Below are 17,139 nucleotides of genomic sequence, written 5' to 3'. Positions count from 1 at the left end.
TAGATGACCGATATTGAACCTTTTGATCCTAAAGCTTTTTTAAAGGATCTCACTAACCAGCCAGGCGTATACCGCATGTATAATCACAATCAAGACGTGATTTACGTAGGCAAAGCCAAAAATCTTAAAAATCGAGTGGCGAGTTATTTTCGGGCCAATATTGACAGTATTAAGACCCGATCTTTGGTCAAGCAAATCGCCCAGATGGATGTCACTGTGGTGCACAGTGAAGCCGAAGCTTTTATTCTTGAAAATAATTACATCAAAAAATACAAACCTCGTTATAACGTGTTGCTGCGTGATGATAAATCTTACCCCTTTATATTTTTGTCAGCCCATGAGCACCCAAGGTTGACCAATCATCGTGGTCCGCAAAAACTCAAAGGTGAATATTTCGGCCCTTATCCCAGTGCTTGGGCCGTGCGCGAGAGCCTGCGCACCATGCAGCGCTTGTTCCCCATTAGGCAATGCGAAGACAGTTATTATCGCGCCCGTTCTCGCCCTTGTTTGCAGTATCAGTTGCAACGCTGTGCTGGGCCTTGTGTGAGCGGGCTGGTATCTGATGAGGAGTACCAGGAGCAGGTGAGTCTTGCGCGTTTATTTCTCAAAGGCAAAAATAAACAGGTGATAGACTCACTGGTTAAACGCATGGAAAGCGCCAGTACTGAATTGCGTTTTGAAGCGGCGGCCCGTTATAGGGATCAAATCAGTGCCCTAAACAAGGTGCAAGAGCAACAATGGGTTAGTGGTAACCAGCAGGAGATGGATGTATTCGGCTTGGCCTATCGTAACGGTATCGCCAGTATTCAAGGGCTATTTATCCGGGACAACAAGCTGCTTGGCAGCAAAAGTTTCTACCCCAAGGTGCCGGCGGATTCCAGTGAAGATGAAGTCTTTCAATCTTTTATCCTGCAATTTTATTTAGCGGGTAATAAAGTCATTCCTAAACAAATAGTAGTGCCTTTTGAGGTATCAGAACAAGGTGCTATCGAAGACTTACTCAGTAAAGAAGCGGGGCGTAAAATCCAGTTTTATCGCGGTGTACGTGATGAAAAACGCCGTTATCTTGACTTAGCCAAGACCAATGCCGAAAATGCCCTGATTACGAAACAGAACCAGCAAAAATCGGTATTCGCCCGTTACCTTGAACTGGAAAAAATTCTCGACTTCGAAAAGCCTATAGAGCGTATGGAATGTTTCGATATCAGTCATACCTCCGGCCAATTAACGGTGGCGTCTTGTGTGGTGTTTAATCGGGACGGCCCTTATAAGACCGATTATAGACGTTATAATATCGAAGGTATTACCCCAGGCGACGATTATGCCGCCATGGCGCAGGCCCTGACAAGGCGCTACCGCGACGTAAAAGATATCTCTAAAATACCGGATGTTTTATTTATTGATGGTGGTAAGGGACAATTGTCACAAGCCGAAGCGTTTTTCGAAGATTGGGCTCAGCCGAAAAAACCGATGCTTATCGGCGTTGCCAAAGGCAGCAGCCGCAAGGCAGGTCTTGAAACCCTAATTTTGGCTGGCAATCATGCTACTATCCCCATGGCTGGCGACTCCATTGCGTTACACCTTATCCAACATATACGAGACGAAGCCCACCGTTTTGCCATAACCGGCCATCGCCAACGGCGACAAAAAGACAAAAAGACGTCAAAACTGGAATCGATCCCAGGAGTAGGGGCCAAGCGTCGGCAGAGTTTATTGAAGTATATGGGGGGATTACACGGGGTGCTGCAAGCCAGTAAAAGTGAAATTGCCAAAGTGCCGGGTATCAGTGAAGAATTAGCCGATACAATTTACGATCATATTCACCATTAATTTTAATTTAGTTCGTAAAGTTTTTGCCTAACGCAATAATAATGCTTGCGCAGACATTTTCTGCCACAAAAATAACCAAGAGGGTTAACCGTTAAATGTGGACCATTCCCAATATCATTACCTCAGTACGGGTTGTGCTTATCCCAATATTTGTTGCCGTATATTTTCTGGATTGGAAATGGGCGCATCAAGCTGCTGCTTTTATTTTTTGGTTCGCTGCGATCACCGATTGGGTTGATGGGTATCTGGCGCGTAAACTTCAGCAATCCACCGCGTTTGGGGCGTTTTTGGATCCGGTAGCGGACAAATTAATAGTAGCCACAGCATTACTGTTAATCACCCATTCCTATGCCAGCATATGGATCACTATTCCGGCAATATTACTCCTCGCCAGAGAGGTTTATATCTCGGCACTGCGCGAGTGGATGGGGCAGAAGGGCTTGCAAGATTCGGTTAAGGTTTCGTTTATGGGCAAAGCCAAGACTATGGCCCAGATGTTAGCGTTGATTGGCTTGCTCTCGGAACTACAATTTTTTATGGGTATTCCCATCTATTGGGTAACCTTGGGTTATGGTTTGCTCTATTTTGCCGCCATTTTATCTTTCTGGTCGATGATCACCTACACACTTGCCGCTTGGCCTGCGTTGTCAAAAAGTCATCTTAGTCAGTAAGTTTGTGGTATATCGTGTAAAAATAAGCCGCATTAGTCAAAAATCAGGCAGTCAGTCAGAAAATGTGTTTTTTGTGGTTGACAGTAATGACTGTCGATGTAGAATGCAGCCCAGATTTACAGAGCAGTACATAAGTTGTTAAGCGGCAAGTCAGCGCATTTCACAACCTAGGCTCAGTAAAGCAGGTGCGGGAATAGCTCAGTGGTAGAGCACAACCTTGCCAAGGTTGGGGTCGCGAGTTCGAATCTCGTTTCCCGCTCCAAATTTAAGTAGTAAAAGAATAGTAGTGTTTTTTTATTACTACTGGTCGCTCCCCCAAGGGGTTGCAACCACGCGGTGGCCGGATACGAATCTCGTTTCCCGCTCCAAATTTAAGTAGTAAAAGAATAGTAGTTTTTTTTATTACTACTGGTCGCTCCCCCAAGGGGTTGCAACCACGCGGTGGCCGGATACGAATCTCGTTTCCCGCTCCAAGTTTTGAATTCGGCGGAATGGCAGAATGGCTATGCAGCGGATTGCAAATCCGTGGATCTCGGTTCGACTCCGGGTTCCGCCTCCATAATTCGCAAAAGCCAAAGTCATTTGGTGAAGATTTATAAGCTCCTCACAGCTCAGTGAGTTCATCCGTTGCCCGGGTGGTGAAATTGGTAGACGATGTGCAGGATGCACAAGTATCGCGTGAAGCAGGATGCTGGCAGTGACCACAAGGTACCAAACATAGTTTGGTCCAAACCCAGAAGCTCCTCACAGTTCAGTGAGTTCATCCGATGCCCGGGTGGTGAAATTGGTAGACGATGTGCAGGATGCACAAGTGTCGCGTGAAGCAGGATGCTGGCAGTGACCACAAGGTACCAAACATAGTTTGGTCCAAACCCAGAAGCTCCTCACAGTTCAGTGAGTTCATCCGATGCCCGGGTGGTGAAATTGGTAGACGATGTGCAGGATGCACAAGTGTCGCGTGAAGCAGGATGCTGGCAGTGACCACAAGGTACCAAACATAGTTTGGTCCAAACCCAGAAGCTCCTCACAGTTCAGTGAGTTCATCCGATGCCCGGGTGGTGAAATTGGTAGACACAAGGGATTTAAAATCCCTCGATCGCAAGGTTGTGCCGGTTCAAGTCCGGCTCCGGGCACCATTTTAAATTTTTTATTCTTCTTTATATTTAACTAATTCTGTTGATCCAGCTATAGCTTTTGACCGGTATTAAACCGATGCTGCGCATGTTGTAATTACCCCAGCGGTTTGCAAGGCGAGGGCGGCCAATCTTCAAGGTTTAACCTTTTAGGCAATACTTTATTTTTCTAGGTCCGTTGACTGTTTTACCCCGCGGGAGCTGCCATGAATTTCTCAAGCTGCTTAACGGACTTACTATAAGCTTCTACATTTTCAGTTAGTTGATTTACTATTGTAATTAGCCTTTCTAGCCGATCTTCTGCAACGGTTCCTTTAGCAGTTAAATCGGCAAGCTCTTTCTTTATTTCAGCGAGTGAGTTTTCCATGCCTACTGGATCCCATGGCCCTCTTGGCACGGGGTTGCCATAATCGCCTTCTTCAATTGGAGGCCAGATGACTTTTTCAATTTTCTTTAATCTTGAGCCGTGGTCATTTATAGATTGCTGTAAATTAGCTATATCTTGAGTGCTAGGACTAATATCTTCATTTTCCATAGTTCCACCTATTGATAAAAGTATCGATAATGACATCGCAGTAAAAGCTACTGCAGATGTTATGTTGCCGCGAGCATTTCTTTTCATAAGGGCATCTAACTTATCCACCCCCTTACTAATTTGCCTATCAAATATACATCTGTTGATCCAGAGATCGAATAACGATTTAAGTACTAGTACAACGATTGCAATATAATTTGCTAACAATGAATAATTTATATCTTCCAATTTTGCACTCCGCTATCAAGTAAATATAACAGCGCCCAGTTAAGGGGCAATAATATAATTGGCTAAAATATTAATCGTCTGAAATCAGCTAATTGTATTTTGTCCAGGCTGAACAGTTAGTATGATCCATAAAACAAAAAAATCTCTTTTGTTTTTGGGTAAAGTGCAGGCCCACTCTGATTGCCGTTGAGGGTATTTATGAAGCTGTGGAAAGGTTGACCAGAACACGCTATAAATCGGCCTTGGTTAGTCGTTATATCGAACTCAAGCTGTCAGAGAAAATATGGTTAAGCACCCAGCTGAGTATCCGTAGTCAAGTTATCATGGGCATACATTAGATAAAAAAATAGCGTTATTGACACCCCATCATTGTTATCAAACACTTGCCAGCAACCAGGCAGAACGAAAGGAGGTACTCGGGCACAGTTTGAACATCACATTCCCGCATCAACGCTTAATAAATTACGTGATGCCACTCACTAAGCTTGGGTGTTAGGCGAAAACCGTTTCAGACAACAGACTGAGCAACCAACGGGAGTAACACCAGAGCAACGTCTTTGACCCCATTGGTTAAACCCGTTGTTTAATGCTGTTCACCGTCAATATTACTACCAACGATAGCACCAAATACAAAGATGTAATGGTTAGTAGGCATTTGAGACATCCAGTTTGACCGCCTACGTTAATCAAGTCTTTTGAAAGGCAGATTTTCAATTTTTTGGTAACAAACGGTTCAATAGCTCGGCATTTGTTGGGTATTTTTCAAGTAACTCAACCAGTTTCCTGGCGCCTTCTACAGGTTTAAGATGGGTTAGTGCCCTGCGCAATACTCTTATCTTTTCGATGTCGTTCGAATTTAGAATAAGCTCCTCACGACGCGTACTACTTTTAGCAATATCCAGTGCGGGGAAAATCCGTTGACTAGCAATCTCCCGTGATAAAACGATTTCCATATTGCCCGTGCCCTTGAATTCCTCAAATATCACCTGGTCCATCCGGCTTCCGGTATCAACGAGTATGGTTGCTAGAATGGTAAGCGAGCCACCATTCTCAATCTGTCTAGCTGCGCCAAACAGTTTTCGTGGTATTTCCAAGGCTCTAGCGTCAAGCCCCCCCGACATTGTACGACCGCTGCTTTTACGCTCTGCATTATGTACTCGTGAGAGCCTTGTGAGAGAATCGATGACAATCATTACATTGTGACCTTCGCCAGCTTCTCGGCGGGCGGTGTTAAGAAGGTCATTGGCCACACGTACGTGTTGGTCATAGCTTTCATCTGTGGATGAGGCGTGTACTTGTGCCGGCACGCTGCGCTTAAAATCAGTCACCTCTTCCGGTCGCTCATCAATGAGTAACGCATAAAGCTTTATCTCGGGATAAGCTTTCCCCACCGCCTGGCAAATATGCTTTAAAATGGTGGTTTTCCCGCAGCCCGGTGGAGCAACAATCAAACCTCGCTGGCCCATTCCGATTGGCGTGATCAAATCCATCGCTCGCGTGGTGAGTTGGCCAGAACCTAATTCCAGGCAAATGCACTGAGAAGGATTGATGGCTACGCCATTTAAAAAATGCTTTTGTGGGTCATCATGAGATACAGCCTTGACCACCTCATCTACTTGTTTTGAGTCTCTATTTCTGTTCAGATTCAAAGATAGTATTTTTCTTGTCATGATATTGCGTTATAGCTCTAGAGAATTAAGTGTTTTGGACGTGCTTAAGTAATCTGACACTTCAATACACAGCTCACAGCGGCGTTTTTTAGCGGCGACATGATTGAGTCTTTAAGGTCTTTACTGTCCATGAGACACGGCTTCGATGCGGTTTCCTGATGGGGCATAAAAGAAGGCACCATAATAATTTTCGTGGTAATTGGGACGAAGCCCTGGCGGACTGTTACATGTTCCACCGTGGTGAATGCCTGCTTCATAAAATTGATCCACAGCATTTCTAGATGCAGCTTTAAAACACCAGTGACGAACATCGTCAGTAATAGCTGCCGTAGATTGAAATATAGCAAGGCAATTATGTGATTCATTCTCGACCGAACACCTAACGGCATAACTCAAGGACGCGTTGGTTTCGTAAACTTTTTCACAACTGAGTGCATCCATCATTGAATCATATCACGCCTTGCAGTCGGCAATATTGAGAACTGATATTGATACGTGATCTAAAAATTGCACTATGTCGCTCTCTATACCTCAACTGGAACTGTTTGATATACATTTTTATCTCTTTGCCGTTAGTAAGAATACCGGAAACGCTCCATGTGGCTTTTGCACTACACTTGCATTTACAATTACAACTTCTCGAAAACCAACTTGATTTGCAGCGTTTGCAATTGCATCTCGCTCAAATCCAAAATGGTAGACTCCTGTATCTTCTGTATGAAAACTTCCATCTTCTTTATCGAGATCAGATATAGCGATTATTCCGCCCTCATCTAGTAAAGAATAGAACTTTGCGAACATCGCCCGAATATCTTTCACATGATGCATTGTCATGGAAGATATTATCCCGTCAAATTTATCAGTGACAACAGAATATTCTAAGTCAATTTCCAGGATATCAATTTCACAATTAATACTGCGTCTTTTTTTATCGAGCTGATCATTCATCGATTTTGAAATATCAATAGCGGTAATTTTTCGTACGAATGGTGCAATACGCTCAAGCAATAGTCCTGTACCTGAGCCGAAATCCATTAAGTGCATTCTTGGATTGAGACTAACACTTCCAATTATAGCATTAGCGATATTTTCTACATTTGAAACTCTATTGTCATCTCTATCGTAAATATCTGCTTTATGCTCGAAAAAATCACTACTCATCAGGATTCTCTAGTTTTGTATAACGCCGCGTTCACCGGCTTGTCCCATGTAATGTTTTGTGTACGCATTCTGTTGACCAGAGATACATACTCGATTTCTTATTTATTATCTGTAACTCAAAACACTCGGAACAACCGGATTGAGCAAGACCATAGCAGACGTGCAAAGGTAACAAATGCTCTTCTCTAGGGTGGCAAAAGCGGGCCGACGGAGCCTTCGCCCATTCGACAAGCCTCTGCGCTCTTTCCACTTCGCTAATATTCATATTGGAACAGGTCTCCAATAACCAGCTTTCGAAAGATTCATTCATTGCTCTCGATTCATTGGTGTTCGACGCAAAAAATGCCTTCATATTATGGAAGGAAAAGCCTGAACCAACAACAAGCAAATTTTCATAAACCAAACCTTGCAGAGCCTGGCCTATTTTTAAGTGTTCAGCAGGATTAAGATTGTTAACCAGAGACAACTGAACACACGGAATATCGGCATCTGGATACATTATTTTAAGTGGCACAAATAGGCCATGATCAAAACCTCGCTGATCTTCAAGTTTGGATCTGATACCGAATTCTTCAAGAGTATTGTGTATTTGAGCAGCCAGAATGGGCTCTCCTGGGCAGGGATATTGAATATTGTAAGACTCTTCCGGAAATCCTGAATAATCGTAGATAAGTGAAGGCGTCGAGCTCGAAGTGATAGTGGGTATGCTTTCTTCCCAATGTGCGCTTACTACTATAATAGCTGATGGTTTATTTATATTAGTTGCGATTTTTTGCAAACATTTAACCATTTCTTGATGCCCTTCATCTCCTAGAAGGGGCATTGGGCCTCCACCATGGGACAGGAATAATACACAAGGTTTATTTTTCACCGAGTTCTCCTTACTGTAAAGATGCTAGCGCTGCAATGTGGGGAAACCGAAGCAACGTGCAGGTTTTTCCCGCACGATTGCCCTGTTAAACGAAGCCGCTAAGCGGCAAAGAAAATGGTCGTCGGTACTTCTTAAAGCCTTAAATGTTGGCGGTGAATTAAGGAGTGTTAAGATGAATATCAACGATAAAGCCCGCTTTAATCAAGTCTACCAAGCATATCTAACTGAATTGACGTTGCAAGGTAAAAGTCCCCAAACCGTTGACATGTATAGCTGCTGTCTGCGACAAGTCTCGATGCTTTTTGATACCTGCCCAGATGCATTAACGGCTGCCCAGCTTAAGGGCTAATTATTGTCTCTGGTGGAAGCCAGATCATGGAGTGCAGTTTAAATTACCCGCAATGCCATTCAGTACTTTACCTCCTTGTGCTGAATAAACCCTGGGATTGGATCCCATTGTTAAACCGGCTGGGGGCAACCGCTGCAAAAAGTGTTGCCCAATGACTTTCGACGGGCACGGAATGCGCTCACGCCAACGTGTACAAAAACAACCAAGGGGGTGGCAAGATATACAAGACTTAAAAATGTGCTTCAATACAGATTGCTAAGGCATTGAACATGGCGATCACCGCCTAACGCGGCTTTTGAAAAGTTAGATATAACAAAGCCTTACGCGTCATTAAACCCATATCAATATATCTACTATATAAGCAGGAAATCCAAATGTCTGCCTCTCAAACGGGGCTCTCCAATCCGGGCTCTCCAATCCGGGCTTGTCCAACAACAGGATTAAGTCGCGGAAAAAGCACGCGACCTATTCTTGTTTATTAGGTGTTTTTTCAATACATTGGGTTGCCGTTCTTCGTTTCATTTGGCACTTCCTGTATCGAGTCCCAGTGCTCCACGATCTTTTTGTTCTCGTCGAAGCGAAAGAAATCCATAGTCACATACTCCTCGCTCCCGGGCCATGTCTGATGCGTATGAAGCGCGACCAAATCACCTTCCGCTACTGCTCGCACGAATTCGATAGTTTTTTCAGGGTAGTCTTTCGCCATCTCATTGAAGTACTCAATGAAAGCCGCCTTTCCGTCAGCGACTAACGGATTGTGCTGTATATACTCCGCTCCTACGTACAGCTCAACAGCTTTGGCCGGATCGCCTAGGTAGGCTGTACGATAAAATTCAATTGCGTTCTGTTTGTTTGCTTCAAGAGCATGTTGCATATTTGTATACCCTTAACGTGGAGAGTTGGCCGACATACATCGACAATTTAGTTAACAACAAAATGGTGTATTTATACCGCCCAAAATATCCAATTTTATCCAGAGCATATTTTTACACCGCGCCCATATCTATCTTTTATATAGGTTTTATCTACGTTGTGCAAAAGATGCCTGAGGGTTTACCCGAATTCATCGCGTTGAGGCGACTGATTAACTTTCTTTATCACCCGGCTTTGGGGCTGATTTTTGGCGGATACCTTAATATTTTATAACTTTCCTTTAGCGCCGATCACCCAATAAAACTAGCTGGTGACGAACTTATCTTAAGGTGTCGTCAACGTAATATTTAATGCAACACCTTGCATTGTTAGGTATTTGTTTCTGTTGTAAAAAATATGTTGCATACAACCTTGTTAGTTTTGCCCCTGTAGGTGTAAAATCTGCAATACGCAGTGGTTTTACTGCGTTAAGTTGTAGGAGTAGTCAGGATGACCGGTAAACGTTTTTTAACTTTTATTTCCCATCGTGGGATCCCAGCCAGTTGTTTCGCCCAGCGTTTGGGTTGCAGCTTGATTTCGATAAAAAATTTGAAGTTTTGCGATAAAGTACCCCAGCACTATGTTAATAAACTCATCAGTGAATTTAGTACTTATTTAACCGGCAGTGATTTAGTTCGCCTAAAATCAGCCTAGCCACTTAAGCAGGGCGCAAACTTACATTAGTTATGGGATTTACTCCCCCTCGGTATTTTAGCTTCAGGAACATTTTGCGGATCTTGGGTTTTGTTATGAGCAAAACCTGACTCTCGCCGGGTCCTATTTTTTGTATTATTTTATTTTTCGATAAAATAAGCGCTTCTCGCAAAATCCAGAGCTCCCGCATCAACTAGATATAAACCGTTCGGTAGATCATTTTAGGCCAAAACAATACATATAAAAGATGATGTAAAATTTGCATCTATGATCGGAAAAAGTTGCTCTTTCGTTGAGTCGGCACTGGCATACAAGACCCGACGTGCTTTGTTTCGTATAGCCCTGCGCCCCAATTGTTGGCTTGGTGTGTTTTGTGCTTCTCAGTTAGGTGGAAGAGTATTTTTATCAACTTACACCTAGGAGCACAATATGATCAAATCTTTATTACCAGCCCTTGTCGGCTCTATCGCCATTGCATTTAGCTGCGCATCTTTGGCCAGTGAAAGCACGGTTAATATTAACGCCCTTAAAGATGGTCAAAGTATGGGCACCATCTTGTTAAGCGAATATGATGACGATGGAGTGGTGTTTACCCCTAGCCTGAAGGGCTTGACGCCGGGGCTGCACGGTTTTCATATTCATCAAAATCCAGATTGTTCGGTTGCCACAAAAAATGGGGAAAAGGTTTTAGGTGGAGCCGCAGGGGGGCATTTTGATCCCCAAAAAACCGGCAAACATAGTTTTCCCTGGTCAGAAAAAGGCCATGAAGGCGACTTGCCCGCACTTTTTGTCGATCAGGATGGCACAGCCACCCATCCGGTAATGATCCCGGACTTGGAGCTAGATGATATTAAAGGCCGGGCGATCATGATCCATGCTGACGGTGACAATTATTCAGACTCACCTAAATCCCTGGGTGGCGGTGGTGATCGTGTTGCCTGTGGTATTATCGCTAAATAAATGGCCTCAGTACGTGCCATGTGATCCTCTAATAATCAACTTACCATAAAACACGGATAGGGCGGGTGCGCCCTATTCAGTTACCCCTTTAATATCCCTTGGATAATCACTGGTTTCCCACCAGAAGTACTGATAATTTATTGCGCTTAAGTGACTAAATGAGAAAGGCACAACCTTGATCAGGATTTGATGTTAGCTTGTATCGGTCATTGTTTTTCATTCCCGTAGCCGGAATTGCAATGGTATCCGCTGTTGTTTGTTCTTTTAAACTTGTAAAGCAGGAGAGTAGTTATGTTTAGTCATATTATGGTTGGTGCCAACGATGTTGAGCATTCGAAGGTGTTTTACGATGCCACATTAGGGGCTTTGGGTTATAAGCCCGGAGTAATAGATGATAAGGGGCGCTGTTTTTATTTCGATAAAAAAGGGGTTTTTGCTCTAACTAAACCCATTGACGGCGAGTCGGCTTGTCATGGCAATGGCAGTACCATAGGTTTTAAAGCCGAAAGCCCAGCGCAAGCGGATGCTTGGCATGCAGCCGGGCTGGCCAATGGTGGTACTGCCTGTGAAGCCCCTCCTGGTATTCGCGAGGTCGCAAGTGGCCGACTCTACTTAGCCTATTTGCGTGATCCATCAGGTAACAAGGTATGTACCTTGTACCGAAATGAATAACCTGGGAAGTACCTTTTACCACTCTAGTTTAAGGTACATGCCTTCAACATTCTAGAGATTGTAAACCAGAGACGCACTGACACCGAGTAACAACGTAGCCATAGCGTAGTCAAACCATTGCCAGTGCCGTTCAGATTTCATCACACTGGCCAGTTTTGGGGCACCGGCGGTAAGTGAAATAAACCAAAAGCCTGAAGCTAAACTCGCCCCTAAAGTAAATAACAGGGGTTGGGTTTGCTGGTTACCCACACTGCCAATCAGCACCACAGTGTCCAAATAAACGTGAGGGTTAAGTAAGGTAATAGCCAAGGTAGCAACAACGGTCTTCCAGGGAGATCGAATAATCACTTCTGCTGCCAGATGCAAACTGGATTTTCCCTGCCAGGCCCGATTTGCCGACTGCCAGGTTAAGTAAAGGAGAAAGCCGACTCCTAGCCAAGTTAACAAAGGCACGAATTGCGGTAGTACAAGTTGAAATTCCTGTAATCCATATACCCCCAAAGTGATCAACGCCACATCACAAGCGATACACACTAACGCTATAATAAGGCGGTTTTGCCCCCGCATACTTTGACCTAACACCCAGGCATTTTGCGCGCCTATTGCCACGATAAGGCCCAAACCCACGATAAATCCAGTGATCAACGACAACATTGTGTTTTCCTAAATAATAATGTGTTGGTAAGTTTAAGAGAGATGATTAGTATTAGTGAAATCAATATTACTACTGATACATTAACATTGCTTATGCTTGATTATCGTTTATTAGCTGCCTTAGGCGCAGTGATACAGCAGGGAGGTTTTGAGCGAGGTGCACAAAACCTTTTTATTACCCAGTCGGCCATAAGCCAGCGTATCAAACTATTGGAAGCGCAACTTGGTCAACCTGTATTAATTCGCAGCACTCCCCCCAGAGCCACCAGGTTAGGACAAAAGCTGCACAATCATTGGCAGCAGGTACAACAAATGGAGGCGGGGTTAAAACTGGTGAATGAAACGCAGCGGCTAAGCATTCGAATTGCGCTTAACGCGGACTCGCTGGCGACCTGGTTGCCCGCTGCGTTGGTGAGTGAATCATTGCAAAACGTTTCTTATGATTTTTTAGTAGAAGACCAGACTGTGGCGCTGAGGCGTATGCGTCAGGGAGAGGTGATGGCCTGTTTATGCTCCGATCCTGAGCCGGTTAATGGCGGCCGAGTAGTGTATTTGGGGGCGATGCGCTATCGCCCCTTTGCCAGTCCAGAATTTATCCGGCGTTACCATATAAAGAAACTGAGTAATAAACAGCTGGCAGACATACCTTGTTTGATATTCAGCCGTGATGATTTACTGCAACATCAATTTATGCAAAATATAGCAGACTGCGACCCCTCGTATATTCATTTATGCCCTTCGTCTGAAGGATTTGTGCAATGTGCATTGGCGGGGGTGGGTTACGGACTGCTGCCAGAATTACAAATCAAACCGCATATCGATAGTGGACGATTGATGCCTTTACTGCCTGATTATTATATGGATGTGCCACTCTATTGGCACTACTGGCGAACAGAAAGCCCGATAATGACAAATTTACGAAAAATAGTTTGCGCTGTTGCCACTGAGTGCCTGGTACAACAAATCTAAGCTCGTGATGGGTCCAGGAATAAGCCATCAACATTTCAGGTAAGTTGTTCGGTTTTTGCTAACCTGGATGCGGCCACAAACAGACACAAAACAATCAGACCTCTCTTATGTATTGACTGCTTAATAATCCCGTAGATTTTTTAACCCTCTCAAGCGTAAATAGCAAGAATAATAAAAGCCGCCTAGAATCAGTCTAGTAACCCAAAGATAAACATGATCTCGTTTTAAACGATGGGTCCCCGTGAGGTTTTCAATATTGCGGCTTTGAAAACCATTAACGTCGATAAGTTGCGGCCAATCAATGGAGAGTGACAATGAGTGATCTTGTAAATGAATTAACGTCTGCTAATGAAAAATACGCAGCGAACTTCGGTGATAAAGGGGATTTGCCTATGCCTCCAGCTCGACGCTTTGCCATTTTGACCTGCATGGATGCGCGTCTCGATCCGGCCAAATTTGCCGGGCTTGCCGAAGGGGATGCACATGTTATTCGCAATGCAGGCGGCAGGGCCAGTGATGATGCGATACGCTCCCTGGTGATTTCTTATAAACTGCTGGGCACTAAAGAGTGGTTTGTGATCCACCACACCGATTGCGGTATGTTAACGTTCAGCGATGAAGTTATGGGCGATTTATTAACCGCTAGCCTAAAAACCGCCAGCGCTGACGCCTCTGGTTGGCATGACAGTAATGCGGGCGGGGGGACCACTGAGGGCAAGTACATTAATTGGCTAACCTTCAGCGACAATGCCAAAAGTGTGGTGGAAGATGTCAGACGCATTAAAAACAATGCCATGGTACCCGCAGATATTCCACTATACGGTTATATCTACGATTGCAAAAACGGTAAATTGGTCGAAATTACCGAAGCGTCCCAAGCAGGTAAAGCTAGGTAACACTACTTGACCGCTACCAAGTCGCTCCGCCAGAAACGAAACGTCTAAGCTGTCCTATTGATACATAAAAGAGCTAGGCACATACTGACTTGGGTTTAATATGCGCCTCGTTGTATAAACCAGTTAGCGATAATTTTCCGCTCTGCTTCACTCATACCGGTTTTATTCATTAGCGGCATGTCTTTAGTGACCGCGGCACGCTGGTAGATTTGTGGTGCCCGCAGCGCAATCTGTCGCCAGTTGTCCAGCATTAGCCCCATAGGGGCTACCACAAATAACTCATCGGAGGGTTTGGCGGAGTGACAATTACTGCAGTGCTTCTGGATAACGTTAAAGACCTGTTGCTGCTCGCTGGTGAGACTCTTACTGGTGAATGTACCGGTGTTTTTTATTTGATCCTGTTCGCTGCCCTGACGTGGGGGCATGGATACCCAGGCGGTGATCAGTAACATGCCGATGGCGCCGGTGATTAAAATTGACGGGCGGGAAATGCCCAGATGTTTAAGATTAAAATAATGCCTGATCCAGGCCGATACCACTCCAATTGCCACCAATACTAACCAGCTCTGTGGATGCTGGAACGTCATAGGATAATGATTGCTGATCATTATGAACAACAGGGGCAGGGTGAGGTAGTTATTGTGTACCGAACGTAACTTGGCCGCCTGACCCCAAGCGGGGTCTACGGATTGTTTATTCGCCACTGCAGCGACCATCAGGCGTTGGGCTGGCATGATCTTAAAATATACATTGCCAGCCATAATAGTGCCTACTAAGGCGCCAATATGCATAAATGCGCCCCGGCCACTAAACCAATGGGTGGCTAAAAAGCTGGCCACTGTTAACATTAACAACAAAAAGATGCCAAATAGGGCAGGATAACGCCCAAGCGGGCTGCGACAAGCGGCTTCGTATATGAATAATCCGCCAAAAATCAGTCCAATACCGCGAGTGATGGCTTCTCCTGGGGTAAATGCCATCACAGCCGGATCGATAAGGTAAATTGCCGCACCGTAATAATAAATCAGGCCCAGTAGCAAGGCACCACTTAACCATGTGCTGTAAGCTTCCCATTTAAACCAGTGCAGCTTTTCCGGCATTTGTTGTGGGCCGTATTCATATTTTCCAATCTCGTAAAAGCCACCGCCATGAACCGACCACAAGTCACCTTTTATGCCTTGTTGTTTTTTCCAATCCGGCGGGGGGCGCAGATTATTATCCAGCCAGATAAAATAAAAAGAGGCGCCGATCCAGGCAACCCCTGCTATCACATGAAACCAGCGGATAAATAACGATGACCATTCAAACCATGGCATGGCTTATTCCTTTATTGTTGTTGTTGGGTTGCCTGGTAGACGGGTTTACCGGCTATATACGTGGCACTTATTGCCCGGTCGTCCGCCAACATACTCAAGGCAAAAATAATGTCTTGAGGTTGGCGATGGGTTTCAAAACGTAAGGTACTCAGCTCATCAAAGTCCGGGTTTAATATTACAAAATCCGCATCGCTTTGGGGGTTTAGATTGCCAATTTTATCTGCCAGTCCCAACCCCAAAGCCGCACCTTGGGTCATCAGATACAAACCATGCATAGGATTGAGTTGATTGCCTTGCAACTGACCTATCTTGTAGGCTTCTCCCAAGGTTTTGAGCATGCTAAAGCTAGTGCCCCCGCCCACATCTGTGGCCAACGCCACCGGAATGTGGTGTTGTTCAGCCTCCTTGAGATCAAACAGTCCGCTGCCTAAAAACAGGTTTGATGTGGGGCAAAAGGCGATAGTGGCCCCGGATTCAGCAAAACGCTGCCATTCCGGCTCTAACATATGAATACAATGGCCATATACCGCTTTGGGACGCAGTAAATTAAACTGATCGTAGACGTCCAGATAACCGCTGTGCTGGGGATATAACGATTTTACCCATTCAATTTCATTGAGGTTTTCTGACAGATGACTCTGAATATACACTTCCGGATATTGTTGGGCCAGCTCACCTAGGGCATGTAATTGTTCTACGCTGCTAGTTGGGGCAAACCGCGGCGTAATAGCATAAAACAAACGATTTTTGCCATGCCAGCGCTCGATCAATTCAGCGCTGTCTTTCTGGGCACTGGCAGCAGTGTCTTGCAGCCAGGGTGGGCAATTTCTGTCCATGCAAACTTTGCCGGCTATCAGTAACATGTTGTCTTGTTGTGCGGCGCTAAATAGGGCATCAGTGGCTTGTTTATGTACTGAGGAATAGACCATGCCGGTGGTGGTGCCATGTTTGTATAACTGGCGTAAAAAAATCTCGGCTATTTTGTCGGCGTATTCTGGATCGGCAAACTTTCGCTCTACCGGAAAGGTGTAATTTTCTAACCAGTCAAGCAGTTGCTCACCGAAGCTGGCGATCATTTCTGTCTGGGGGAAGTGCAGATGGCTGTCAATGAAGCCTGGAACTATCAATTGACCTGAGTAATCGTGATGAATAGCTCCAGGGTATTGATTTAATAGGTTTTTAGCTTCGCCTAGAGCTATTATTTTTTGGTTACGCGTAACCAGAAGGCCGTCTTCCAGGTAGACGTAGTCGTCTCTGGGGCAGTCGCTAGCCTCGGGGAAATGCAAAATAGCCGAGCGGTAAGTCTGAATTGTCATATAGATAGAATACTCGTTAGCTACCGCGATAACTGCTAAAACCAAAAGGCGAAATTAGCAAGGGGATATGGTAATGGCCACCTTCTTGGGCGACGGTGAAATGGATATCAACCTGGGGGTAAAATGCGCTGCCATGGGTTGTTTGTAAATAGTCTCCTGTATTAAACCGCAGACGATACACTCCCGCCTCTAATGGCATCTCCTGCCAGTTGCTGCAGCGTCCGTCGCGGTCAGTTTGTCCGTGCACGGTTTTGCCGTTTGGGGCGGTTAGTTGCAACTTCATGCCGACTGCGGGTTTACCTAATGTGGTATCTAATACATGGCTGGATAAACTGTTCATAG

At 44.9% G+C, this 17,139-nt stretch carries 18 protein-coding genes and 3 tRNA genes; 11 read left to right on the top strand and 10 right to left on the bottom strand.

What is annotated here, in order from left to right:
- Positions 1-3 precede the first annotated feature (3 nt).
- From uvrC to AC3RV5_RS12870, 5 genes are all read left to right on the top strand, one after another.
- Entirely contained in the window at positions 4-1,830 is a 1,827-nt protein-coding gene (gene uvrC / locus AC3RV5_RS12890; protein WP_489728047.1) for an excinuclease ABC subunit UvrC, read from the top strand.
- Positions 1,831-1,925: 95 nt separating this feature from the next.
- Complete coding sequence (gene pgsA, locus AC3RV5_RS12885) at positions 1,926-2,501, top strand: CDP-diacylglycerol--glycerol-3-phosphate 3-phosphatidyltransferase (protein ID WP_489728046.1); 576 nt, start codon at positions 1,926-1,928, stop codon at positions 2,499-2,501.
- 187 nt (positions 2,502-2,688) lie between these two features.
- Positions 2,689-2,763: transfer RNA gene (locus AC3RV5_RS12880), tRNA-Gly, on the top strand.
- Between the two features lie 223 nt (positions 2,764-2,986).
- Positions 2,987-3,060 (top strand) — tRNA-Cys (locus tag AC3RV5_RS12875).
- 490 nt (positions 3,061-3,550) lie between these two features.
- A tRNA-Leu gene (locus AC3RV5_RS12870) sits at positions 3,551-3,637 on the top strand.
- Positions 3,638-3,821: 184 nt separating this feature from the next.
- On the opposite strand, the gene AC3RV5_RS12865 is transcribed toward AC3RV5_RS12870, so the two are convergent.
- The 5 genes from AC3RV5_RS12865 to AC3RV5_RS12845 form a co-directional block, all read right to left on the bottom strand.
- Positions 3,822-4,397, bottom strand: a complete 576-nt coding sequence (locus AC3RV5_RS12865) for a hypothetical protein (RefSeq protein WP_489728045.1) — start codon at positions 4,395-4,397, stop codon at positions 3,822-3,824.
- A 710-nt stretch (positions 4,398-5,107) separates the two neighbouring features.
- Positions 5,108-6,067: a transcription termination factor Rho gene (gene rho / locus AC3RV5_RS12860; RefSeq protein WP_489728044.1), complete on the bottom strand. Its 960-nt coding sequence runs from the start codon at positions 6,065-6,067 to the stop codon at positions 5,108-5,110.
- 120 nt (positions 6,068-6,187) lie between these two features.
- A complete protein-coding gene (locus AC3RV5_RS12855) occupies positions 6,188-6,511 on the bottom strand; it encodes a VOC family protein (protein ID WP_489728043.1) in 324 nt (107 codons plus the stop codon).
- 114 nt (positions 6,512-6,625) lie between these two features.
- Complete coding sequence (locus AC3RV5_RS12850) at positions 6,626-7,228, bottom strand: class I SAM-dependent DNA methyltransferase (RefSeq protein ID WP_489728042.1); 603 nt, start codon at positions 7,226-7,228, stop codon at positions 6,626-6,628.
- 31 nt (positions 7,229-7,259) lie between these two features.
- The gene (locus tag AC3RV5_RS12845; RefSeq protein WP_489732156.1) at positions 7,260-8,051 is read right to left on the bottom strand and encodes a DODA-type extradiol aromatic ring-opening family dioxygenase; all 792 of its coding nucleotides are present in this window, start codon (positions 8,049-8,051) and stop codon (positions 7,260-7,262) included.
- 220 nt (positions 8,052-8,271) lie between these two features.
- On the opposite strand from AC3RV5_RS12845, the gene AC3RV5_RS12840 reads away from it, so the two are divergent.
- A complete protein-coding gene (locus AC3RV5_RS12840; protein WP_489728041.1) occupies positions 8,272-8,448 on the top strand; it encodes a hypothetical protein in 177 nt (58 codons plus the stop codon).
- Between the two features lie 490 nt (positions 8,449-8,938).
- On the opposite strand, the gene AC3RV5_RS12835 is transcribed toward AC3RV5_RS12840, so the two are convergent.
- Positions 8,939-9,322 (bottom strand): nuclear transport factor 2 family protein, encoded by a 384-nt coding sequence (locus tag AC3RV5_RS12835; protein ID WP_489728040.1) that lies wholly within the window; start codon positions 9,320-9,322, stop codon positions 8,939-8,941.
- A 488-nt stretch (positions 9,323-9,810) separates the two neighbouring features.
- On the opposite strand from AC3RV5_RS12835, the gene AC3RV5_RS12830 reads away from it, so the two are divergent.
- From AC3RV5_RS12830 to AC3RV5_RS12820, 3 genes are all read left to right on the top strand, one after another.
- Positions 9,811-10,014, top strand: a complete 204-nt coding sequence (locus AC3RV5_RS12830) for a hypothetical protein (RefSeq protein WP_489728039.1) — start codon at positions 9,811-9,813, stop codon at positions 10,012-10,014.
- Between the two features lie 429 nt (positions 10,015-10,443).
- On the top strand, positions 10,444-10,974 hold the full coding sequence (gene sodC, locus AC3RV5_RS12825; RefSeq protein ID WP_489728038.1) for a superoxide dismutase [Cu-Zn] SodC: 531 nt from the start codon (positions 10,444-10,446) through the stop codon (positions 10,972-10,974).
- 291 nt (positions 10,975-11,265) lie between these two features.
- Positions 11,266-11,646, top strand: a complete 381-nt coding sequence (locus AC3RV5_RS12820) for a VOC family protein (protein WP_489728037.1) — start codon at positions 11,266-11,268, stop codon at positions 11,644-11,646.
- Positions 11,647-11,697: 51 nt separating this feature from the next.
- On the opposite strand, the gene AC3RV5_RS12815 is transcribed toward AC3RV5_RS12820, so the two are convergent.
- Complete coding sequence (locus tag AC3RV5_RS12815; RefSeq protein WP_489728036.1) at positions 11,698-12,300, bottom strand: LysE/ArgO family amino acid transporter; 603 nt, start codon at positions 12,298-12,300, stop codon at positions 11,698-11,700.
- Positions 12,301-12,342: 42 nt separating this feature from the next.
- Between AC3RV5_RS12815 and AC3RV5_RS12810 the strand changes: the two genes are divergently transcribed.
- Complete coding sequence (locus AC3RV5_RS12810; RefSeq protein ID WP_489728035.1) at positions 12,343-13,269, top strand: LysR family transcriptional regulator ArgP; 927 nt, start codon at positions 12,343-12,345, stop codon at positions 13,267-13,269.
- Between the two features lie 314 nt (positions 13,270-13,583).
- Entirely contained in the window at positions 13,584-14,165 is a 582-nt protein-coding gene (locus AC3RV5_RS12805; RefSeq protein ID WP_489728034.1) for a beta-class carbonic anhydrase, read from the top strand.
- A gap of 95 nt (positions 14,166-14,260) precedes the next feature.
- Here the strand turns inward: AC3RV5_RS12805 and AC3RV5_RS12800 are convergent, their stop codons facing one another.
- From AC3RV5_RS12800 to uraH, 3 genes are read right to left on the bottom strand one after another with little or no spacing between them, the layout of a single operon-like run.
- Positions 14,261-15,481 carry a urate hydroxylase PuuD gene (locus tag AC3RV5_RS12800; protein WP_489728033.1) on the bottom strand — a complete coding sequence of 407 codons (1,221 nt, stop codon included), beginning with the start codon at positions 15,479-15,481 and terminating at the stop codon, positions 14,261-14,263.
- An 11-nt stretch (positions 15,482-15,492) separates the two neighbouring features.
- A complete protein-coding gene (gene guaD, locus AC3RV5_RS12795) occupies positions 15,493-16,797 on the bottom strand; it encodes a guanine deaminase (protein WP_489728032.1) in 1,305 nt (434 codons plus the stop codon).
- Between the two features lie 16 nt (positions 16,798-16,813).
- Positions 16,814-17,137 carry a hydroxyisourate hydrolase gene (uraH, locus tag AC3RV5_RS12790; RefSeq protein WP_489728031.1) on the bottom strand — a complete coding sequence of 108 codons (324 nt, stop codon included), beginning with the start codon at positions 17,135-17,137 and terminating at the stop codon, positions 16,814-16,816.
- Positions 17,138-17,139: the final 2 nt, after the last annotated feature.

Source organism: Paraglaciecola sp. IT1134 (assembly GCF_058068185.1).
Note: the sequence above shows the minus strand (reverse complement) of the source record. Positions and strands in the feature narration are given on the sequence as shown.